Origin of the sequence: Pseudomonas sp. WJP1, from assembly GCF_028471945.1 — a bacterium.
Taxonomy (GTDB): domain Bacteria; phylum Pseudomonadota; class Gammaproteobacteria; order Pseudomonadales; family Pseudomonadaceae; genus Aquipseudomonas.
This window is the reverse complement of sequence record NZ_CP110128.1, coordinates 2,162,703-2,180,006: the sequence shown is the minus strand read 5'-3', so window position 1 is coordinate 2,180,006 and position 17,304 is coordinate 2,162,703. Positions and strand designations below refer to the sequence as shown.

The window sequence follows — 17,304 nt, the reverse complement described above, 5'->3', positions numbered from 1 at the left end:
GCTACATCCCATCGAGCTACAAGGTGTAGGAAATACCGACCTGAACCGTCCTCGGCGCACCCGGGTAGGCATAGACATTACCAAAGGCGCCTTCTTCATAATCCCGGTCGAACACGTTCTTCACATCGAGATTCAGCCTGACCTTGTCGTTGACCTGGTAGAAGCCGAGTAGATCGACAACGGTGTAGCTGCCCATCGAAAACGCCGTATTAGCCGTCTGCCCTGCACGCTCATCGACGTACTTGAGCCCGGTGCCAAGCCCCAGCCCCCTGAGCGCGCCATCCTGGAACTCGTAGACGTTGAGCAGGCTGAAGCTGTTCTTCGGAATGTTCATCAACCGGGTGCCCGACTCGATCACGTTGTCCTGGGTGACCTCGGCATCGACATAGGCATAGCCGCCAATCACCCGCCATTCGGGGGTTACATTGCCAGCCACGTTCAGGTCAAAGCCACGGCTGCGTACTTCGCCCGCCGCCACGCTGAAGGTCGAGTCCACGGGGTCGGTGGTCAGGACATTGCGTTTTTCGATCTGGTAGATCGCCGCGTCCACACTCAGCTGGCGATCCAGCGCTTCCCACTTGAGCCCCAGCTCATAGGACTTGCCCTTTTCCGGGTCAAAACCGCCACCCTCGCGGCTGGCCCCGCTATTGGGCTTGAAAGAGCGTGCGGTATTGGCATACACCGCCACGGTATCGGTCAGGTCATACAGCACGCCGAGACGCGGCGTCACCGCGTTGTCGCTCGCCTCCCAACTCCTGCCACCCGGCACGAAGGTTTCGTAGTCATGCTCGAAGCGCTCGAAACGGGCGCCCGCCAGGACTTTCAAGCGCTCGGTCAATGCCACCTGATCCTGGACGAAGGCGGCGTAGGTCTTGAGGTTTTCCTTGTCGTTGGTCGGCGTGCGGGTCAGGGCCGGACGAGGCTGGCCATACACCGGGTTGAAGATATCGATCGGGTAGGCACTCACCGCACCGCTGGAGCGCTGGATGATCGACTTGTAGTCGTAATCCTCGTACTCGATGCCGGTCAACAAGGTGTGATCGAAACCGCCCGCCGTGAAATGCCCGGTGAGATTGAGTTGGGTGTCCTTGTCCGTCCACTCCAGCTTGCGGTAGTTGAAGTTGCGCCCCAGGGTGCGCCCGTCGGCAGCGACACCATTGGCTTCAACGGCGTTGCCCTGCAAGGTGCCATCGAGCCACTGGAAACCACCGCCCAGTGTCCAGTCGTCATTGAGGAAGTGCTCGAAACGCAACTGGGCCATGTTGTTGTCGTTGTGCAACTTGCCCACGTCTTTCTCACCGAAGAACGTGTCGCGCGAGGCGGTGCCAATCTGGTTCGGATAGCGTGTCAGGCCGCGATCCAGCGGGTGATTGTTGCGCATGAAATCGCCTTCGAAGATCACCTTGGTGTCGTCGTTGGCCTGCCACGAAATAACCGGCGTCACGCCATAGCGTTCGGTTTCCACATGATCGCGGAAAGTATCTCCGCCCTCTCCCACCACATTCAGGCGATAGGCCAGGCGACCCTCTTCATCGAGCGGGCCAGAGGCGTCCAGCGTGCCACGCTTCATTCCCTGATCATCGAGCTGGCTGCCCAGTGTCACCGTGCGCTCGGCCAGCGGTTGCTTGGAGACCACGTTGAACGTGCCGCCAGGATCGCCTCGGCCGTAAAGCGTGGTCGCCGGGCCGCGCAACACTTCAAGGCGCTCGATGGTGTTCGCATCCGGCATGTTCGGATAACCACGGTTGATCGGGAATCCGTTGCGATAGAACTCGCCGGTGGTAAAGCCACGCACGGTGAAGGTGGTCAGCCCCTGGCCACCGAAATTATTGGCCCGTCCCACACCGCCGGCGTAATCGAGCGCGTCCTGCAGCCTTGTCGCACTGATGTCCTCGACGACATCCTTGGGCACCACGCTGATGGACTGTGGGGTTTCGTGGATAGCCGTGTCGGTACGCGTTGCACTGGCAGAACGGGTGGCGCGATAGCCGTCCACTGGCCCCGTGGCGGTTTCAAGGTCCGCGGTGCCAACGATGTCGGTCGCCTGCAACTCCAGACCGGTTTTAGCGGTTGTCGCTTGCTCCGCCCAGGAGGAAGTGGAAAACGCCTGAAGCACACAGATAGACAGCAGGGTACGACGCATCTAGGAAGCCTTGAGAGAATAGCCAAATGGGACGGCATACATGCCAATAAATTCGCCGCGCATGGTATACCGTATCACCAGCTTTTGATAGGCGTTCTCATTTGTATTTTCGCGGTCAATGGTCTGAAAAAACCGAGGTCCCAGGGAATCGAACGTCGTTACAGCGGTCGAACCCCTGGCAGGAAATCGGCGCGAGATACTCCTGCCAAATAGCCATTGCCTGCGGGAGCTCCCTTTGTCAGCCGTCTTTCTACGTCAAGTCTTGCGCTTGGCGATTCCACTTTTGTGCGTTGGCACTTCGTCTGCTGCCTTGGCCTGCCCGCAAGGTCAGTACCAGGTGTGTGTGGTCGCCTGTTTTTGTGCACCAGGCTCCAAAGAGGACACCGGGGAGCTCTTCGAAAACATGAACCAGATAGCGGCCGTTGGACTGCAGAACTGGATCGTTCAGTCGCGCAACACCGCGGCAGCCGGCGATGTTCAAACCATCCCGCTGAATATCCGCGCCCAGCTCGAACCCTACTATGACATCCAGGTGCTCGATTCCGCCCGCTACAAGGTCGGCGATGACGAAGAGCTGAACGCCGCGAACACCATGCTGCAGAACCCCGATGTGAATGCCGTCACCCTTGTCGACATCATCGTCTTTCGCAGTCAGGACGATGCGCTGAACAACGTCGCGCTATGGGCCCATGAGTTGAAGCACGTGCAGCAGTACCAGCAATGGGGCGTCGGCGAGTTTGCCACTCGCTACACCCGTGACTACTCCGCCGTCGAGGCGCCCGCCTACGAGATTCAAACCCAGGTCGCCAAGGCGCTGAGAGCCAGCGCGGACCCGCCGGGGCATCCTCGAGAGCAGTGAGTTCAATGGGCACCGGTTGAATCCTCAACCAAAGGCTGGCAGTGGATGGAGCGATGCAAAATGACAGCTAAGCTTCTTCTACTGTCGGGCGGTCTGTTCAGGCTCAGCCCTTCACTACAGCCTCGGAGAGGAGCCAATGAAACGCATCGTCATGCTCATCGCGATCTCTTTGCTTACCACTGCTTGCCAGAGCGATAACGGCGTCACCCGACTCGACAATTGTGTTTGCTATAAAACGGTCGAGGGGCAGAAAACCCAAGCATCACCCATGGACTGGCAAGACCCCGATACGGTGCGGGAACAATTCTCACATTGCGTTTGCCGGGCCTGGGTCGACCTGAAGAAGGCTGATGATCCCAGTCAGTTTTTCGGGCCTGAGACGCAAATAAGAACGGAAATGAAATCGCCGGTGAAATAGGCGTTGCGGCCGGACAGGCCCAGTGTCGGCCAAATTCAATTCCATCAACAATGGATCCTTTACTCAAACACAAAAAACACGGCCGATAATCGAACACTTTATAAACTATATTAACTTATTGATTTTTAACGAATTTATTAACAAACAAGAAATCCATCGATAAAACCCCGATCAAAAGCACTTTTCAATGGATCCATATATTGATTGACTGGCACTGCACGGTGTCAGGTACAGCGCCTGCCCGCTCATAAAAATAACAAGGGTGTCGGGATGAATGACTTCTCAATCGGGCTCAAGCTTCGGCTTGCACCCACCAACGCGTGCCTTTCTCGCTTTGCCTTTTCCCAGCCTCTTCTCGAGGGGCAGCCATGAGTGTCGATCTCAAGAGCGTGGTAGATGAACGCCCCATGGCGCACTTCCAATGGTTGGCCGTGGGCATCTGTATTGTCCTGAACATGATCGATGGCTTCGACGTGCTGGTGATGGCCTTCACGGCCTCCTCGGTGTCCGCCGAATGGGGCTTGAACGGCGCGCAGATCGGGCTGCTGTTGAGTGCCGGGCTGTTTGGCATGGCGGCGGGCTCTTTGTTCATCGCGCCATGGGCGGATCGCTTTGGTCGTCGCCCTCTGATCCTGTTTTGCTTGCTGCTCTCGGGGATCGGCATGCTGTTGTCGGCGCTGAGCCAGACGCCGCTGCAACTGGCGCTACTGCGCGGGCTGACCGGCTTGGGTATCGGCGGGATCCTGGCCAGCAGCAACGTGATTGCCAGTGAATACGCCAACAAGCGCTGGCGCGGGCTGGCGGTAAGCCTGCAATCGACCGGTTATGCCTTGGGTGCGACCTTGGGCGGGCTGTTGTCGGTGTGGTTGCTGACGCACTTTGGCTGGCGCTCGGTGTTCCTGTTCGGTGGCGCCGTGACCCTGGCGGTCATTCCCCTGGTGCTGCTGTATTTGCCGGAATCCCTGGATTTCCTGATCGCCCGCCGCCCGGCGAACGCCCTGGCGCGCATCAATCGACTGGCCGCTCGCCTCGGCCAGCCGGCACTGCGCGAACTGCCCGTCGCCCTCTCTGCGCCGACTTCAGGCCGTGGGCGCCTGGCGCAGTTGCTCTCGCCTGATTCGCGGCGCACCACGCTGCTGATCTGGCTGTTGTTCTTCCTGGTGATGTTCGGTTTTTACTTCGTGATGAGCTGGACGCCCAAGCTGCTGGTCTCGGCAGGGCTGTCGGCACAGCAAGGCATCAGCGGCGGTGTGCTGCTGAGCGTCGGTGGTATCTTCGGCGCCGCGCTGATTGGCGGCCTCGCCTCACGCTGGCGGCTGACCCGGGTGCTGTCGCTGTTCATGCTGATCACCGCGGGGCTGTTGGTACTGTTCGTCGGCTCCGCTTCATCGGTAGCAATGGCACTCGGCCTGGGCCTGTTGATCGGGCTGTTCTCCAACGGTTGCGTGGCGGGTTTGTACGCACTGTCGCCGATTGTCTACGACGCTTCGGTGCGCACGACGGGGGTCGGTTGGGGCATCGGTATCGGGCGCATCGGCGCGATTCTTTCGCCGACCGTCGCCGGTCTGTTGCTGGACAGTGGCTGGCAACCCCTGCACCTGTATGGGGTGTTTGCCGTGGTTTTCGTCATCGCCGCCGCTGTGCTTTTGGCACTGCGGCCTGGTGCCCAACCACAGCCTGGCGCCCAACTCAGCCAGGCCTGACACCTTTGCAAAGAGGTAGCGGGGGCCGCCCCCGCTACTGACTACATCCTCCCAGGAAAATAACAATAATGACCAGCTTCCCCCTCCCTCCCCGGGCCCTGCTCGGCGGTGCAATGGCGCTTGCCCTGTTACCTTCGGCGCAAGCCGAAAGCGGCGGCTTTTTCGAAGACTCCAAGACCAGCCTGCTGCTGCGCAATTACTACTTCAATCGTGACTTCAACGATCCTGGCGCCAGCAAGAGCAAGATCGAAGAATGGGCCCAGGGCGCGATTCTCAAATTCAGTTCCGGTTACACCCCCGGCTTGCTCGGTTTTGGCCTGGACGGCATAGCGATGCTTGGCGTCAAGCTCGACAGCGGCCCGCAACGCAGCGGTTCGGAGCTGCTACCGGTGCACGACGATGGTCACTCCGCCGACAACTACGGGCGCGCCGGGGTGGCGGCAAAAATGCGCTTGTCCGAGACGGAGCTGATGCTGGGTGAGCTGATGCCGGATATTCCGCTGTTGCGCTACGACGACGGGCGCCTGCTGCCACAGACCTTCCAGGGCACCATGCTGGTGTCCCGCGAGCTCCCTGGCCTGAACCTGCAGGCAGGTCGATACACCGACGTGAGCCTGCGCAACTCCTCGAACATGCAAGACCTCTCGGCCTGGGCGGCGCCTACCGTCATGTCGGACGGTTTCAACTATGCGGGCGCCGAGTACCGCTTCAACGAACAACAGACCCTGGTCGGCGCCTGGTATTCGCAGCTCGAAGACATCTATCAGCAAAGCTATCTGAACCTGCTGCATAAACAGAAATTCGGTGACTGGACCCTCGGCGCGAACCTGGGCTATTTCGTCGACAAGGATGACGGCAGCGCCCTTATCGGCAACGTGCAAAGCCATACCGCCTACGGGCTGTTCTCGGCCAACCTGGGGGGCCACACCCTGTACCTGGGGCTGCAAAAGGTCAGCGGCGACACCGGCTGGATGTCCGTGTATGGCAGCAGTGGCCGCACCCTGGGCAATGACATGTTCAACGGCAACTTCAGTAACGCCGATGAGCGTTCGTGGCAGGCTCGCTACGATTACAACTTCGTCGCCGTCGGCATCCCCGGCTTGCTGCTGATGACCCGCTACGGCCACGGCGACGACGCCACCACCAAGGCCGGCAGCAACGGCAAGGAATGGGAACGCGACACCGAGGTCAGCTACACCCTGCAAAGTGGCGCGCTGAAAAACCTCAGCGTGCGAATCAACAACGCCACCAACCGTCGCAGTTTCAACAGCGACTTCGATCAGACCCGCGTGATCGTCAGCTACCCACTGTCACTCTGACCCTCCCCACCAGGGGCGCTTGTCGCCCCTGCATCCGCCCCCTCCTTGCGTTACTATGGCGAACCACTCTCTGGAAGTCGCCTGCATGAGCAAACCGGGTCAAATGGTGCTGGTCGCACTGCGCAAAATGATCGCCTCGGGCGAGCTGGCGGCGGGCGAACGGCTGATGGAAATTCCGACGGCGGAACGTTTCGGCGTCTCGCGCATGCCGGTGCGCATGGCCTTCGTCACCCTGGAACAGGAAGGCTTGCTGGTGCGCCATGGCGGACGGGGCTATCAGGTACGCTCGGTGAGTGCCGACGATATCGCCGGAGCCGTCGAGGTGCGCGGGGTGCTGGAGGGATTGGCGGCGCGGCAGAGCGCCGAACGCGGCTTGAGTGAACAGGCGCAGGCGGCGTTGCGCGAATGCCTGGTGCAAGGCGATGCGCTGTTCGACAAAGGCTACGTGACCGAAGAAGACCTTGAGGCATTCCATGACCTCAACATGCGCTTTCATCAGGTGATCGTCGAAAGCAGCGCCAACCCGGCCATTGCCGAAGCCCTGGCGCGCAACGACCACCGCCCCTTCGCTTCAGTGTCGGCGCTGGCGATCGATCGTGAAGACATGGCGCGCGAATACCGGCGCTTCAACTTTGCCCACATGCAGCACCACTCGGTCTTCGACGCGCTGGTCAGCCGCCAGGGTGCACGCGCTGAAGCCATCATGCGCGAACACGCCAATGCGACACTGCGTTACGCCGAGGTCTTCGGCGCAATCAGCCATGGCGAGCGGGTGAAAGTGATCTCACGCGGCGAATGATCGGCTGGCTTAAAGATCCAGCACCAACAGCGCCGAGCGAGACCTCGAACAGCACGGCGTGAACTGATCATTGGCCGCCTGCTCTTCCTCGGTCAGGAACAGGTCACGGTGATCGGGCACCCCTTCGAGCACACGGGTCAGGCAGGTTCCGCAGATGCCCTGCTCACAGGAAAGCGCAATCTCGACACCGTGACTTTCCAGCACCTGGACCACCGTCTTGTCGGCCGGAATGTCGAACACCTGGCCGCTACTGCCTAGCTTGACCTGGAACGCGCCATCGGCAGCGGTGTCCACCGGTGCCGCGGCGAAGTACTCACGGTGCAACTGCCCCTCGCTCCAGCCCTGGGCCCTGGCGCTGTCGAGCACGTGCTGCATGAACCCTGATGGGCCGCAGACATACAAGTGCAAGTCCGGCTCAGGATTGGCCAGCACCCTGGCGGCGTCCAGGCGCGAATCAGCCTCTTCATCGAAATGCAGGTGCACGCGATCGGCAAAGGATGCGCCTTTGAGTCGCTCGACAAACGCCGCACGCTCACTGGAACGAGCGCAGTAATGCAGTTCGAAATCGGCACCGCTGTGGGCCAGTTGCTCGGCCATGCACAGAATCGGCGTGATGCCGATGCCACCGGCGAACAACAGGCTGCGCCGCCCCTCGGCCACCAGCGGAAAAAGGTTGCGCGGTTCACTGATGAACAGCCGATCGCCACTGCTGATGTGCTCATGCAGGCTCTGGGAACCACCGCGCGAGGCGGCATCCTTGAGCACGCCGATCAGGTAGCGATGGCGCTCTTGCGGGTGATTGCACAGCGAGTACTGGCGAATCAATCCGCCGGGCAGGTGCACGTCGATATGCGCCCCGGCACTGAAGCCGGGCAATGCCCCGCCTTGGGCACAGGTCAACTCGTAGCTGCAAATATCCAAGGCTTCGTTGTTGCGGGATGTCACGACGACTTCAATCATGGCGCACCTTCAAGACCGGCCACCGCAGTGGCCGCGAACAGGATCAATGGGGGTGGACTGGCGTAGCGCTCGAGGGCGCTGCCCTCGCTACTTGACCGCGGCAATCAGCTCGACTGCCGGTGCCCGCTCTCGGGCGATGAGGCGTTCCAGCACGCGCCGGGACTGCACGCCACCGGCATCGATATTGAGCTTGAGCAGGTTACGCTCGGGATTGGCCAGCAGGTTTTTCTGCTGCTGTTCGAGCATGTCGAGGTCTTCGCTGAAAATCTTGCCCTGGCCCTCGCGGATGGTGGCGGTCAGGGCTTCGTCGTGGGGATTGAAATTGCGTGCCATGCCCCAGAAGTACCAGATCGACGTCTCGGTTTCCGGGGTAATGAAGTCGACCACGATGCTCGCGGCCTTGTGTTGCGGCTCGGCGTTGTACCCGCCCTTGCCGGCGTGGGCCACCCCCACCTCGATCAGCACGTGACTGGGTGGACTGAAGCGGCAGATCTGCCAACGGTCCACCGGCACGTCGTCGGCCAGGTTGTTGCCACGCAGGGCCATGCGCCAGAACGGCGGTGCCATGATGTTTTCCATGTGCCGCGCGGTGACCACCTCGTCACCCTCGACGGTGGTGACCGGCGCCGCTTCATCGATCTCTTTCTGGCCGATGCTCGAGGCGTGCACGTAGGTTTCGTGGGTGAGGTCCATCAGGTTATCGATCATCAGTCGATAGTCGCAATTGATGTGGAACAGCCCACCGCCGTAGGCCCACTCATCGCTGACCGCCCATTCCAGATGATGGATCAGCGCAGGATCGGCCTTGTCCTGTTCCCCGGGCCAGACCCAGATGAATCCGTAACGCTCTTCAACGGCGTAAGTCTTGTTGCACGGAAAACCCCGTACGCGCTGACCTGGCATTTCGACGGTCTTGCCGTCACAGCCCATCACCAGGCCGTGGTAGCCACAGACCAGGTTGCCATTCTCCACATACCCCAGCGAAAGGGGGGCACCGCGATGCGGGCAAAAATCCTCGACGGCGGCAACGCGCCCTTCATGGCCGCGATAGAAGACGATTTTCTCACCGCATATTTGCCGCCCCAGGGGCTTGGAAGCAATCTCGTCGGGGGTGCAGGCGACATACCAGGTGTTTTTCGGATACATAGGAATCTCCGGGACAGGCTTGTTTTTATGGATCCATTGAATCGGAATAATCCAATATCAGTCAAGCTTTTTACCGATAAACGGATTTTAATGGATCCATTAAAGCCAAAAACAGTCTTATCCAACCTTTCGAATCCTTGTGCAGGCGAAGCCCTCTGGCTGACCTCGCCGATTGCTGCGCGGCGTCGGTACTGACTACGTGGATGACACTTTTGAAGTGAACCGCTGCAGCGCCTGCCTCGATAATCGATAGCTCACTGACGAACTGTCGAGGTCAAGCATGACGAGCACAACTACGGAACAAGTCAGCCCGAAAACACTGAGAAGAGTGATCGTGGCTGCCGGCATCGGCAATTTCGTCGAATGGTTCGACTTCGCCGTCTATGGCTTCTTGGCCACGACCATCGCCCAGCAGTTTTTCCCCAGCGGCGATGCCAGTGCCGCGCTGCTCAAGACCTTTGCGGTATTCGCCGTGGCCTTTGCGTTCCGGCCCCTTGGCGGGATTTTCTTCGGCATGCTGGGCGACAGGATCGGCCGCAAGCGCACCCTGGCGATGACGATCCTGTTGATGGCCGGTGCGACGACCTTGATCGGCCTGCTCCCAACCTATGCCGCGATCGGCGTCACGGCGCCGATCCTTCTGTCCCTGATCCGCTGCGCCCAGGGTTTTTTCCGCCGGGGGTGAATACGCAGGTGCCTGTGCCTATCTGATGGAGCATGCCCCGAGCGATAAACGCGCCTGGTACGGCAGTTTCATACCGGTATCGACCTTTTCCGCCTTCGCCGCCGCAGCCGTGGTGGCCTACGCACTCGAGGCGTCCTTATCGGCCGAAGCAATGGGCAGCTGGGGCTGGCGCCTGCCGTTCCTGATTGCCGCGCCGCTGGGCCTGGTGGGCCTTTACCTGCGCTGGAAGCTCGATGAGACACCGGCCTTCCAGGCGGTGACCGAGGAACATGCCGTGGCCCATTCCCCCCTCAAGGAAACCTTGCGCAACCATGGCGCGGCCATCTGTTGCCTGGGCGCCTTCGTGTCGCTCACGGCGCTGTCGTTCTACATGTTCACCACCTACTTCGCGACCTACCTGCAAGTCGCCGGTGGCCTGAGCCGCGCCACCGCGTTGCTGGTGTCGCTGATTGCCTTGCTGTTCGCCGCGGCGATCTGCCCGCTGGCCGGGCTGTATTCGGATCGGGTCGGGCGTCGAATGACGGTGATGAGCGCTTGCGCCCTGTTGATCGTGGCCGTGTATCCCTCGTTCCTGATGGCCAGCTCCGGCTCGTTCGCGGCGTCCGTCGCGGGTGTCATGCTCCTGGCGGTTGGCGCGGTGTTGTGTGGCGTGGTCACGGCGGCCTTGCTCTCGGAAACCTTCCCCACCCGCACGCGCTACACCGCCTCGGCGATCACCTACAACATGGCGTATACGATTTTCGGCGGCACGGCACCGCTGGTGGCGACGTGGCTGATCAGCACTACTGGCAGCAATTTGTCGCCGGCGTTCTACCTGATCGCGATTGCATTGCTGGCTCTGGCGGGTGGGCTGGCATTGCCGGAGACGTCGAGGATTTCCCTGCATGATGTGCAGGCGCAGGGGAAAGGTGCAGGTGTGCGGGCTGTGGCCTGATCGCAGATTGTCCCCGATCCCATGTAGGAGCGAGCCTGCTCGCGATGGACGTCAACGATAACGCGTCCTGTCTGGATGAACGCGTTGCCTGGAAGCCCATCGCCAGCAGGCTGGCTCCCACAGGGGAACAGGTACAGCCGTAAAGTTCAGGTCGGCTTTAAGGCCGCCTCGCTTTGGCTTTAGATTTTGGGTGCCCCGTTAACCACGATGGCCGAACGCAGGCATTGCGCAGTGGGGAAACCGGCAGGACGCCGGTTTAGCCGCGCTGGGCCAGGGACGGCCCATCGCGGCGACCCACGGAGCAATGCCGGAGAGAGGGCATGCCGAGCCTTAGCGAGGCACCGAGTGGTGGGGCAAAGCCTTTTGCTTACTTTTTGGCGTTTGAAAAAGTGAGTCGCCGTAAGGGCGAAACCATAAGCCGCCGTTACCCCAGCAATGGATATGTACCCCAAAAAATGGCCGGAGCAACCACACAACCACTGCAAATCCAACAATAATAGAGGCCAAACCCTAAAGGCAGCCCCCGATTGAACATCGATAACCGAATCAAATTCCGTCATCTGCTGTGTTTTCTCGAGGTGGCACGCCAGGGCAGCCTGGCGCGTGCCTGCGACAAATTGGCGATCAGCCAGCCGGCGCTGTCCAAGACCCTGAAGGAACTGGAAACCCTGCTCGATACCAAGCTGTTTGAACGGGGGAAAAAGGGCTCGACGCTGACCGAAGCCGGCGTGGCCTTCTTGCGATACGCAGGGCCGAGCGTGCAATCGCTGCGCGACGGGGTCAACAGTTTGCGCTCGGGTGTGCATGAGCCGATTACCGTGCAGCTCGGCGTGCTGTCCACCGTCGAAAGCCTGTTGGTACCTGAAGTGGTCTGCCGTCTGCACGACCGCCACCCTGCGCTGGTGGTCAGTATCGTGACCGGTCCGAGTGCCTATCTGCTGTCCCGACTGCGTGTGGGCGAGCTGGACCTGGTGGTCGGCCGCATGACCGATAGCCCACTGATCCTCGGGTTGGCGTTCGAACACCTGTACAGCGAATCCATGACCCTGGTGGTCCGCAGCGGCCATCCGGTGCTCGCCGATCCGTCGGGCAATAAAAACCTCGAAGACTATCCGCTGGTATTGCCATCGGCGGGGACCACGATCCGCAAATTCGCCGACAGCCTGTTCGTGCAGCACGGGATAACGCCGTCACGCCAACGCCTGGAAACCCTGTCGGTAGCCCTGAGTCGGCGCTACGTACTGTGCAGCCAGGCCATCTGGGTCGCCCCTTTCGATGCGGTCAGGCAGGACTTGCGCCAGGGTGAATTGGTCGAGCTGGACCTGGGCATGCGTGAGCCGGGTGGCTCCGTGGGGCTGTGCACCAATCCTGCGTTGCCGGTGACACCGGCGGCGCAGTGGTGCGTGGAGGCACTGCGCGAGGTCGGGCAGGAGTATCGCGAAGGCCAGTATCCATAACCATCTGGATATGCATAAGGTCGATTTTTTCAATTTTACGGTGGGACATACAAGAGGACACTGGGCTACCAGTCGCTGCCAACCCCAGTGACTGCCTCCGTCCCACCATAACAATAGGAAAAACGACATGTCTGATGCGCACGACAGCCGCTTCGTCATTCGTGACCGTAATTGGCATCCAAAAGCCCTGACGCCTGACTACAAGACCTCGATCCTGCGCTCTCCCCGCCAGGCACTGGTGAGCATCCCCCAGTCTGCATCCGAGACCAGCGGCCCGGATTTTTCCCATCTGCAGATGGGGCGCCATGACAACGACCTGCTGTTGAACTTCAATCACGGCGGCCTGCCCATCGGCGAACGCATCATCGTCGCGGGCCGGGTTTGCGATCAGTACGGCAAGCCGATTCCCCACACCCTGGTGGAAATGTGGCAAGCCAATGCCGGTGGTCGCTACCGGCACAAGAAGGACAGTTACCTGGCCCCCCTCGACCCGAACTTCGGCGGCGTTGGTCGTGCGTTGACCGACCGCGATGGCAACTACAGCTTCCGCACCGTCAAGCCCGGCCCCTACCCATGGCGCAACGGTCCCAACGATTGGCGCCCTGCGCATATCCACGTCTCCATCAGTGGCCCGTCGATTGCTACGCGCTTGATTACCCAGCTGTATTTCGAAGGTGATCCGCTCATCCCCATGTGCCCGATCGTCAAGTCGATCGCCAACCCGGACGCGGTGCAGAGCTTGATCGCGCGGCTGGACATGGGCATGGCCAATCCCATGGATTGCCTGGCTTATCGTTTTGATATCGTCCTGCGCGGCCAGCGCAAGACCCACTTCGAAAACTGCTGAGGAGGCCTGCGTATGCCCGTTCAACTTCTGCCTGAAACCCCGTCGCAAACCGCCGGCCCTTACGTGCACATCGGCCTGGCGCTGGAAGCTGCCGGCAATGCGCCGCGCGAGCAGGAAATCTGGAATGAGATGGCTAAACCTGGCGCGCCAGGCGAGCACATTCTAGTGTTGGGCCACGTCTATGACGGCAATGGCCACTTGATTCGCGACGCGTTCCTGGAGTGCTGGCAAGCCAATCACGACGGCGTCTACGACAGCGCGTTCGACCTGGAAAAACCCTTCAATTGCTTTGGCCGTACCGCGACCACCGATACCGGTGAATGGACGATCAAGACCGTCAAGCCCGGCCGGCTGAAAAACGCCTCGGGCGTGACCATGGCGGCGCATATCAACGTGGCGCTGTTTGCCCGGGGCATCAACATCCACCTGCACACCCGCCTGTACTTCGACGACGAACCCGAGGCGAATGCCGCAGATCCGGTGCTGAACCTGATCGAGCAGCCCCATCGCCGCGAATCCCTGGTCGCCCGGCGCTGCACGGTGGACGGCAAGCTGGCGTACCGCTTCGACATTCATCTTCAAGGTGAAGCGGAAACCGTGTTCTTCGACTTCTGAGGACGCGGTACGCAAAGCCGTTATTCAGCGGCTGACTGAACGACGCTACGCGCGCGGTGCAAGCCATTGGTCAGGTGCAGGCGCATGGCCGCGCGTGCGGCTTCGACGTCCTGGCGCGCCACCGCGGCGTAGATCTGTTCGCGCTCACGTACCTGCAAGCTGCGCAGTTGCTCCGTCACCGCCGGGGTGGGCTGCTGCGTGGCAGACAGCAGCATGCTGCCCAGGTGGGTCATGGCATCGATGAAGAAACCGTTCGCGGTGCACTGGGCAATCTGCAGGTGGAACTCGAAGTCCATGCGCGTACTTTGCTCATTGGCCGGATCCAGCGCGTGGGCCTCATCCAGTGCGTAACGCATGGCCAACAACTGGCTGGGGGTGGCGCATTGCGCAGCGATGGCGGCGGCCTCCACCTCCAGGCTCAAGCGCAGCTCGATGATCGCCACCGCGTCGTAGGCGCTGCCCTTTTCATGCTGGTTACCCTGGAAGTCGCCGGGCCGAATGGTGTCGACAACGAAGGTGCCGATGCCACGCCGGGTCTCTACCAGCCCCTCTGCCTGCAGTCGCGACAAGGCTTCGCGAACCACGGTCCGGCTGACGCCGCGCTCCTGGGTGATGACTTGTTCGGTAGGGAGCTTGGTCCCCGCTGGCAGCTCGCCGGCGAGAATTTTGCGCGACAGATCAAGCACCAGTTGCTGGGCCAGGTTCAGGCGTCGATCAGGGGCAGCGCTCACCATGTAACAAATCCTTTCATACCAGACGATGGCGTCATTATACCCGCAGCCTTGGCTCAAAACGCACTATAATGCCCGCCGATCAGCCAAGAGCAAGACGATGTCGGATTCCTCCTCTGCAGCCCAAAACAAACCGCGCCGAATGGCCGAATCACTGGTTGAACGCTTTGCCCGGCGCATGCGTGAAGGCGAGCTCAAGCGTGGCGAAAAGCTGCCTGCCGAAGCGCATATCATGGCGGCCGAAGGGGTCAGTCGCTCGGTGGTTCGCGAAGCGCTGTCGCGCATGCAGGCGGCGGGCCTGGTCGAAACCCGTCACGGGGTCGGTACCTTCGTGAAAGACATGCCGGCCCCCGAAGGATTCACCCTGGGCCCGTCGACGATCGTTGAACTGTCGGAAGTGCTCGACCTGTTGCAGTTTCGCCTGAGCCTGGAAGTGCAGGCCGCCGGCATGGCCGCCGAACGTGCCACGCCGCAGGCACTCGAGGAGCTGGAGCAGGCCTTGCACGCGTTGCTGCAAGGGCCGGAAAAATCCGGCAGCACCATCAACGCCGATTTCCAGTTCCATCTGAAAATCGCCAAGGCCAGCGGCAATCCCTACCTGATAGACATCATGAAGCACCTGGGCACCAAGCTGATCCCGCGCACCCGGATGAACTCCGCCTATACCGGCCAAAGCAATCGCAGCACCTACCTGCAAGGCATCAACAGCGAGCACCAGCAGATCTTCGACGCCATCGCCAGTCGCCAGGTGGATGCGGCGCGTGCGGCCATGTACCTGCACTTGAGCAACAGCCGCATGCGCCTGCGTGAAGCGCAACAACGCCAGGCGTTCTACAACGAATGATCGCTATCGGCTATTGAGCGGGCGGCGCGGGCACCACGCCATGGAAGGCCAGCCCCTGGCTACCGCTCACCTGCCATGGATTGGCATCCCCGGCTTCACTGAAGCGAACAGTGTCAAATCGCGAATCCTTCAAGCCATCGATCTTCACGCCGGCCGGACCACTGAAGCGTACCCGCTCGAAGGCCAGGCCTTGATGAAAGGCGCTGTGCTGGCTGTCGCCCTTGACTTCGATCGCCGCCATCCCGGCGTTCTCCACACTCACATCACTGACCCGGACATCGCGGAACTGCCCTGCCACGGTTGATTTCCTGTAGTCGAGCTTGGCATTCGGGTCGTTGTAATCAAGGGTGAAGATGAAGGCCTGCTTGAGCGTATTGCGAATCGCGGAATCACGGAAGGTGACGTTGCGCGCCCCGCCGCCCATGAAGTTGGTGCTCTTCATGCGCAGACCGGCATCGGTGCCGTCGGAAACGTTGTCCTCGGCCAGGATGTCCTGGATCCACGCCCCGGTATGGCTGCCGGCGACGACCATGCCGTGGCCTTTGCGAAAGAAGTTGTTGAAGATCCAGGCGTCTTCCTGAGGCTTTTGCTGCGTCGCTTCGGCGCCAGTGCCGGCTGCAAAGTTGACGCAGTCATCACCGGTGTCGAAGAAGTTGTTGAACACCATCGCGCCGCGGCTGTTGGCGAATTCGACACCGTCACCGTTATTGGCATCAAAGGTCTTGTGCGTGATGTTGGCCAGCACCACGTTGTGGTTTTCCAGGTTCATGATGCCGTGATAAGCGGGATTGAGCACCGTGAAGCCACCGTAGAAGACGTTCGTCACATCGCGCAGGGTGATCAGCGACGAGCGCATCTGTCCGTAGGCGTCCTTGACGTTCATGCCTTCGGCCACCGCACGTTCTACCTGGGCCTTGGCCAGCACACCATCGTGCATGTAGCGCGTGTTGTCGCTCGGCACATAGACCGGCAAAGGCTGGCCACGTTCGTCGATAGCATCGGCCTGGCGTTTCCAGCCATTGCCGTCGAGGGTGCCCTTGCCGACGATGCGGATGTTCTCGAAAGCCTGGTGCTTGCGCGGGTCACGGGGCAAGGCGTTGATCAGCGAGGCCGGGCGCACGGTGGTGGAATACGGGTACTGGACGTAGCCATCACGCGGGTAGTCCTCGGCACGCTCGGAGCCAAGCAAGGTCGCACCCTCGGCGATCTCGAGGGTCATGTTGCTCTTGAGGTACAGCGCGCCGCTCTTGTACGTACCGGCCGGCAAGAGCACCTTGCAGCCCGGGGTGCAGGCATCGATGGCGCGCTGGATCGCGGCGGTGTCCAGCGTGCTGCCATCGCCCTTGGCACCCTGCTCTCTTACATCAAATAGTGCTGGCACGGCGGTGGTGCGCTGGACCACCGCCGGGCTGTCGGCCGACTCCTTGCCGTCGCTTCCCACCGAACGCACCGTGAAACGGTATTCGGTGTCGGGTACAAGGCCAAGCGCGGTGAAACTGTGGATGGCGATGCGGTGATGGAAGTGCCGGGTGTCCTGATCGTAGAACCTGTCGATGTAAGGCCTGGCCGGCGACACCCGGGCATTGTTGGCGTTGGCACCACCCAGCAGCTTGCCATTGGCGTACACATGGTAATCGGCGATAGCGGCGTGCCCTGCCGGCTTTTCCCATACCAGAATAATCTGCTGGTCGTCATACGCCAGGGTCGGCACCTGGACCCTGGTGGGCGCCTCCAGTGCCCAGAGCGGCAGACTGCAGCCCACGGCCAGGACAGCCAGCACCGACTGCGCCAAAAGGTGTCGGGTTGAAGCAACGGCAGGACTCGCATACGGCATGTTCTGGTTT

14 protein-coding genes and 1 pseudogene are annotated in these 17,304 nt (G+C 61.0%); 10 read left to right on the top strand and 5 right to left on the bottom strand.

The features are described 5' to 3' along the window. Positions 1 to 16 precede the first annotated feature (16 nt). On the bottom strand, positions 17 to 2,143 hold the full coding sequence (locus tag OH720_RS09885; RefSeq protein ID WP_272605440.1) for a TonB-dependent siderophore receptor: 2,127 nt from the start codon (positions 2,141 to 2,143) through the stop codon (positions 17 to 19). A 235-nt stretch (positions 2,144 to 2,378) separates the two neighbouring features. Here OH720_RS09885 and OH720_RS09880 point away from each other — a divergent pair, with 235 nt between their 5' ends. From OH720_RS09880 to OH720_RS09860, 5 genes are all read left to right on the top strand, one after another. Continuing rightward, on the top strand, positions 2,379 to 3,002 hold the full coding sequence (locus OH720_RS09880; protein WP_442967276.1) for an eCIS core domain-containing protein: 624 nt from the start codon (positions 2,379 to 2,381) through the stop codon (positions 3,000 to 3,002). 136 nt (positions 3,003 to 3,138) lie between these two features. Next, entirely contained in the window at positions 3,139 to 3,420 is a 282-nt protein-coding gene (locus OH720_RS09875) for a hypothetical protein (RefSeq protein WP_272605439.1), read from the top strand. A 368-nt stretch (positions 3,421 to 3,788) separates the two neighbouring features. Then, positions 3,789 to 5,123, top strand: coding sequence for an MFS transporter (locus OH720_RS09870; protein WP_272605438.1), 1,335 nt, complete (start codon positions 3,789 to 3,791; stop codon positions 5,121 to 5,123). Positions 5,124 to 5,236: 113 nt separating this feature from the next. Next, positions 5,237 to 6,442, top strand: a complete 1,206-nt coding sequence (locus tag OH720_RS09865) for an OprD family porin (protein ID WP_272606428.1) — start codon at positions 5,237 to 5,239, stop codon at positions 6,440 to 6,442. An 85-nt stretch (positions 6,443 to 6,527) separates the two neighbouring features. Beyond that, on the top strand, positions 6,528 to 7,241 hold the full coding sequence (locus OH720_RS09860) for a GntR family transcriptional regulator (RefSeq protein ID WP_008063900.1): 714 nt from the start codon (positions 6,528 to 6,530) through the stop codon (positions 7,239 to 7,241). Positions 7,242 to 7,250: 9 nt separating this feature from the next. Here OH720_RS09860 and OH720_RS09855 read toward each other — a convergent pair whose 3' ends face one another. Continuing rightward, complete coding sequence (locus OH720_RS09855; protein ID WP_272605437.1) at positions 7,251 to 8,201, bottom strand: PDR/VanB family oxidoreductase; 951 nt, start codon at positions 8,199 to 8,201, stop codon at positions 7,251 to 7,253. Positions 8,202 to 8,288: 87 nt separating this feature from the next. Next, positions 8,289 to 9,347: an aromatic ring-hydroxylating oxygenase subunit alpha gene (locus OH720_RS09850; RefSeq protein ID WP_272605436.1), complete on the bottom strand. Its 1,059-nt coding sequence runs from the start codon at positions 9,345 to 9,347 to the stop codon at positions 8,289 to 8,291. Positions 9,348 to 9,627: 280 nt separating this feature from the next. Between OH720_RS09850 and OH720_RS09845 the strand changes: the two are divergent. The 4 genes and pseudogenes from OH720_RS09845 to pcaG all read left to right on the top strand — a co-directional run bounded on the left by OH720_RS09845 (position 9,628) and on the right by pcaG (position 13,885). Continuing rightward, positions 9,628 to 10,966 (top strand): annotated as a pseudogene (locus OH720_RS09845) (MFS transporter). Between the two features lie 527 nt (positions 10,967 to 11,493). After that, on the top strand, positions 11,494 to 12,423 hold the full coding sequence (gene pcaQ / locus OH720_RS09840; protein ID WP_272605435.1) for a pca operon transcription factor PcaQ: 930 nt from the start codon (positions 11,494 to 11,496) through the stop codon (positions 12,421 to 12,423). 127 nt (positions 12,424 to 12,550) lie between these two features. Continuing rightward, positions 12,551 to 13,270, top strand: coding sequence for a protocatechuate 3,4-dioxygenase subunit beta (gene pcaH, locus OH720_RS09835; RefSeq protein ID WP_008065619.1), 720 nt, complete (start codon positions 12,551 to 12,553; stop codon positions 13,268 to 13,270). Positions 13,271 to 13,282: 12 nt separating this feature from the next. Beyond that, positions 13,283 to 13,885: a protocatechuate 3,4-dioxygenase subunit alpha gene (gene pcaG / locus OH720_RS09830; protein ID WP_272605434.1), complete on the top strand. Its 603-nt coding sequence runs from the start codon at positions 13,283 to 13,285 to the stop codon at positions 13,883 to 13,885. A 20-nt stretch (positions 13,886 to 13,905) separates the two neighbouring features. Here pcaG and OH720_RS09825 read toward each other — a convergent pair whose 3' ends face one another. After that, positions 13,906 to 14,619 (bottom strand): FadR/GntR family transcriptional regulator, encoded by a 714-nt coding sequence (locus tag OH720_RS09825; protein ID WP_272605433.1) that lies wholly within the window; start codon positions 14,617 to 14,619, stop codon positions 13,906 to 13,908. A gap of 97 nt (positions 14,620 to 14,716) precedes the next feature. On the opposite strand from OH720_RS09825, the gene OH720_RS09820 reads away from it, so the two are divergent. Further along, the gene (locus tag OH720_RS09820) at positions 14,717 to 15,460 is read left to right on the top strand and encodes a FadR/GntR family transcriptional regulator (RefSeq protein ID WP_272605432.1); all 744 of its coding nucleotides are present in this window, start codon (positions 14,717 to 14,719) and stop codon (positions 15,458 to 15,460) included. Positions 15,461 to 15,470: 10 nt separating this feature from the next. Here the strand turns inward: OH720_RS09820 and OH720_RS09815 are convergent, their stop codons facing one another. After that, on the bottom strand, positions 15,471 to 17,294 hold the full coding sequence (locus tag OH720_RS09815) for a glycoside hydrolase family 28 protein (protein WP_272605431.1): 1,824 nt from the start codon (positions 17,292 to 17,294) through the stop codon (positions 15,471 to 15,473). Between the last annotated feature and the right edge of the window lie 10 nt (positions 17,295 to 17,304).

Bases quoted from the DNA above. Each gene is read 5' to 3' on its own strand.
- OH720_RS09885 (WP_272605440.1), bottom strand. From the start codon at position 2,143: ATGCGTCGTACCCTGCTGTCTATCTGTGTGCTTCAGGCGTTTTCCACT.
- OH720_RS09875 (WP_272605439.1), top strand. From the start codon at position 3,139: ATGAAACGCATCGTCATGCTCATCGCGATCTCTTTGCTTACCACTGCT.
- OH720_RS09870 (WP_272605438.1), top strand. From the start codon at position 3,789: ATGAGTGTCGATCTCAAGAGCGTGGTAGATGAACGCCCCATGGCGCAC.
- OH720_RS09865 (WP_272606428.1), top strand. From the start codon at position 5,237: ATGGCGCTTGCCCTGTTACCTTCGGCGCAAGCCGAAAGCGGCGGCTTT.
- OH720_RS09860 (WP_008063900.1), top strand. From the start codon at position 6,528: ATGAGCAAACCGGGTCAAATGGTGCTGGTCGCACTGCGCAAAATGATC.
- OH720_RS09855 (WP_272605437.1), bottom strand. From the start codon at position 8,201: ATGATTGAAGTCGTCGTGACATCCCGCAACAACGAAGCCTTGGATATT.
- OH720_RS09850 (WP_272605436.1), bottom strand. From the start codon at position 9,347: ATGTATCCGAAAAACACCTGGTATGTCGCCTGCACCCCCGACGAGATT.
- pcaH (WP_008065619.1), top strand. From the start codon at position 12,551: ATGTCTGATGCGCACGACAGCCGCTTCGTCATTCGTGACCGTAATTGG.
- pcaG (WP_272605434.1), top strand. From the start codon at position 13,283: ATGCCCGTTCAACTTCTGCCTGAAACCCCGTCGCAAACCGCCGGCCCT.
- OH720_RS09825 (WP_272605433.1), bottom strand. From the start codon at position 14,619: ATGGTGAGCGCTGCCCCTGATCGACGCCTGAACCTGGCCCAGCAACTG.
- OH720_RS09820 (WP_272605432.1), top strand. From the start codon at position 14,717: ATGTCGGATTCCTCCTCTGCAGCCCAAAACAAACCGCGCCGAATGGCC.
- OH720_RS09815 (WP_272605431.1), bottom strand. From the start codon at position 17,294: ATGCCGTATGCGAGTCCTGCCGTTGCTTCAACCCGACACCTTTTGGCG.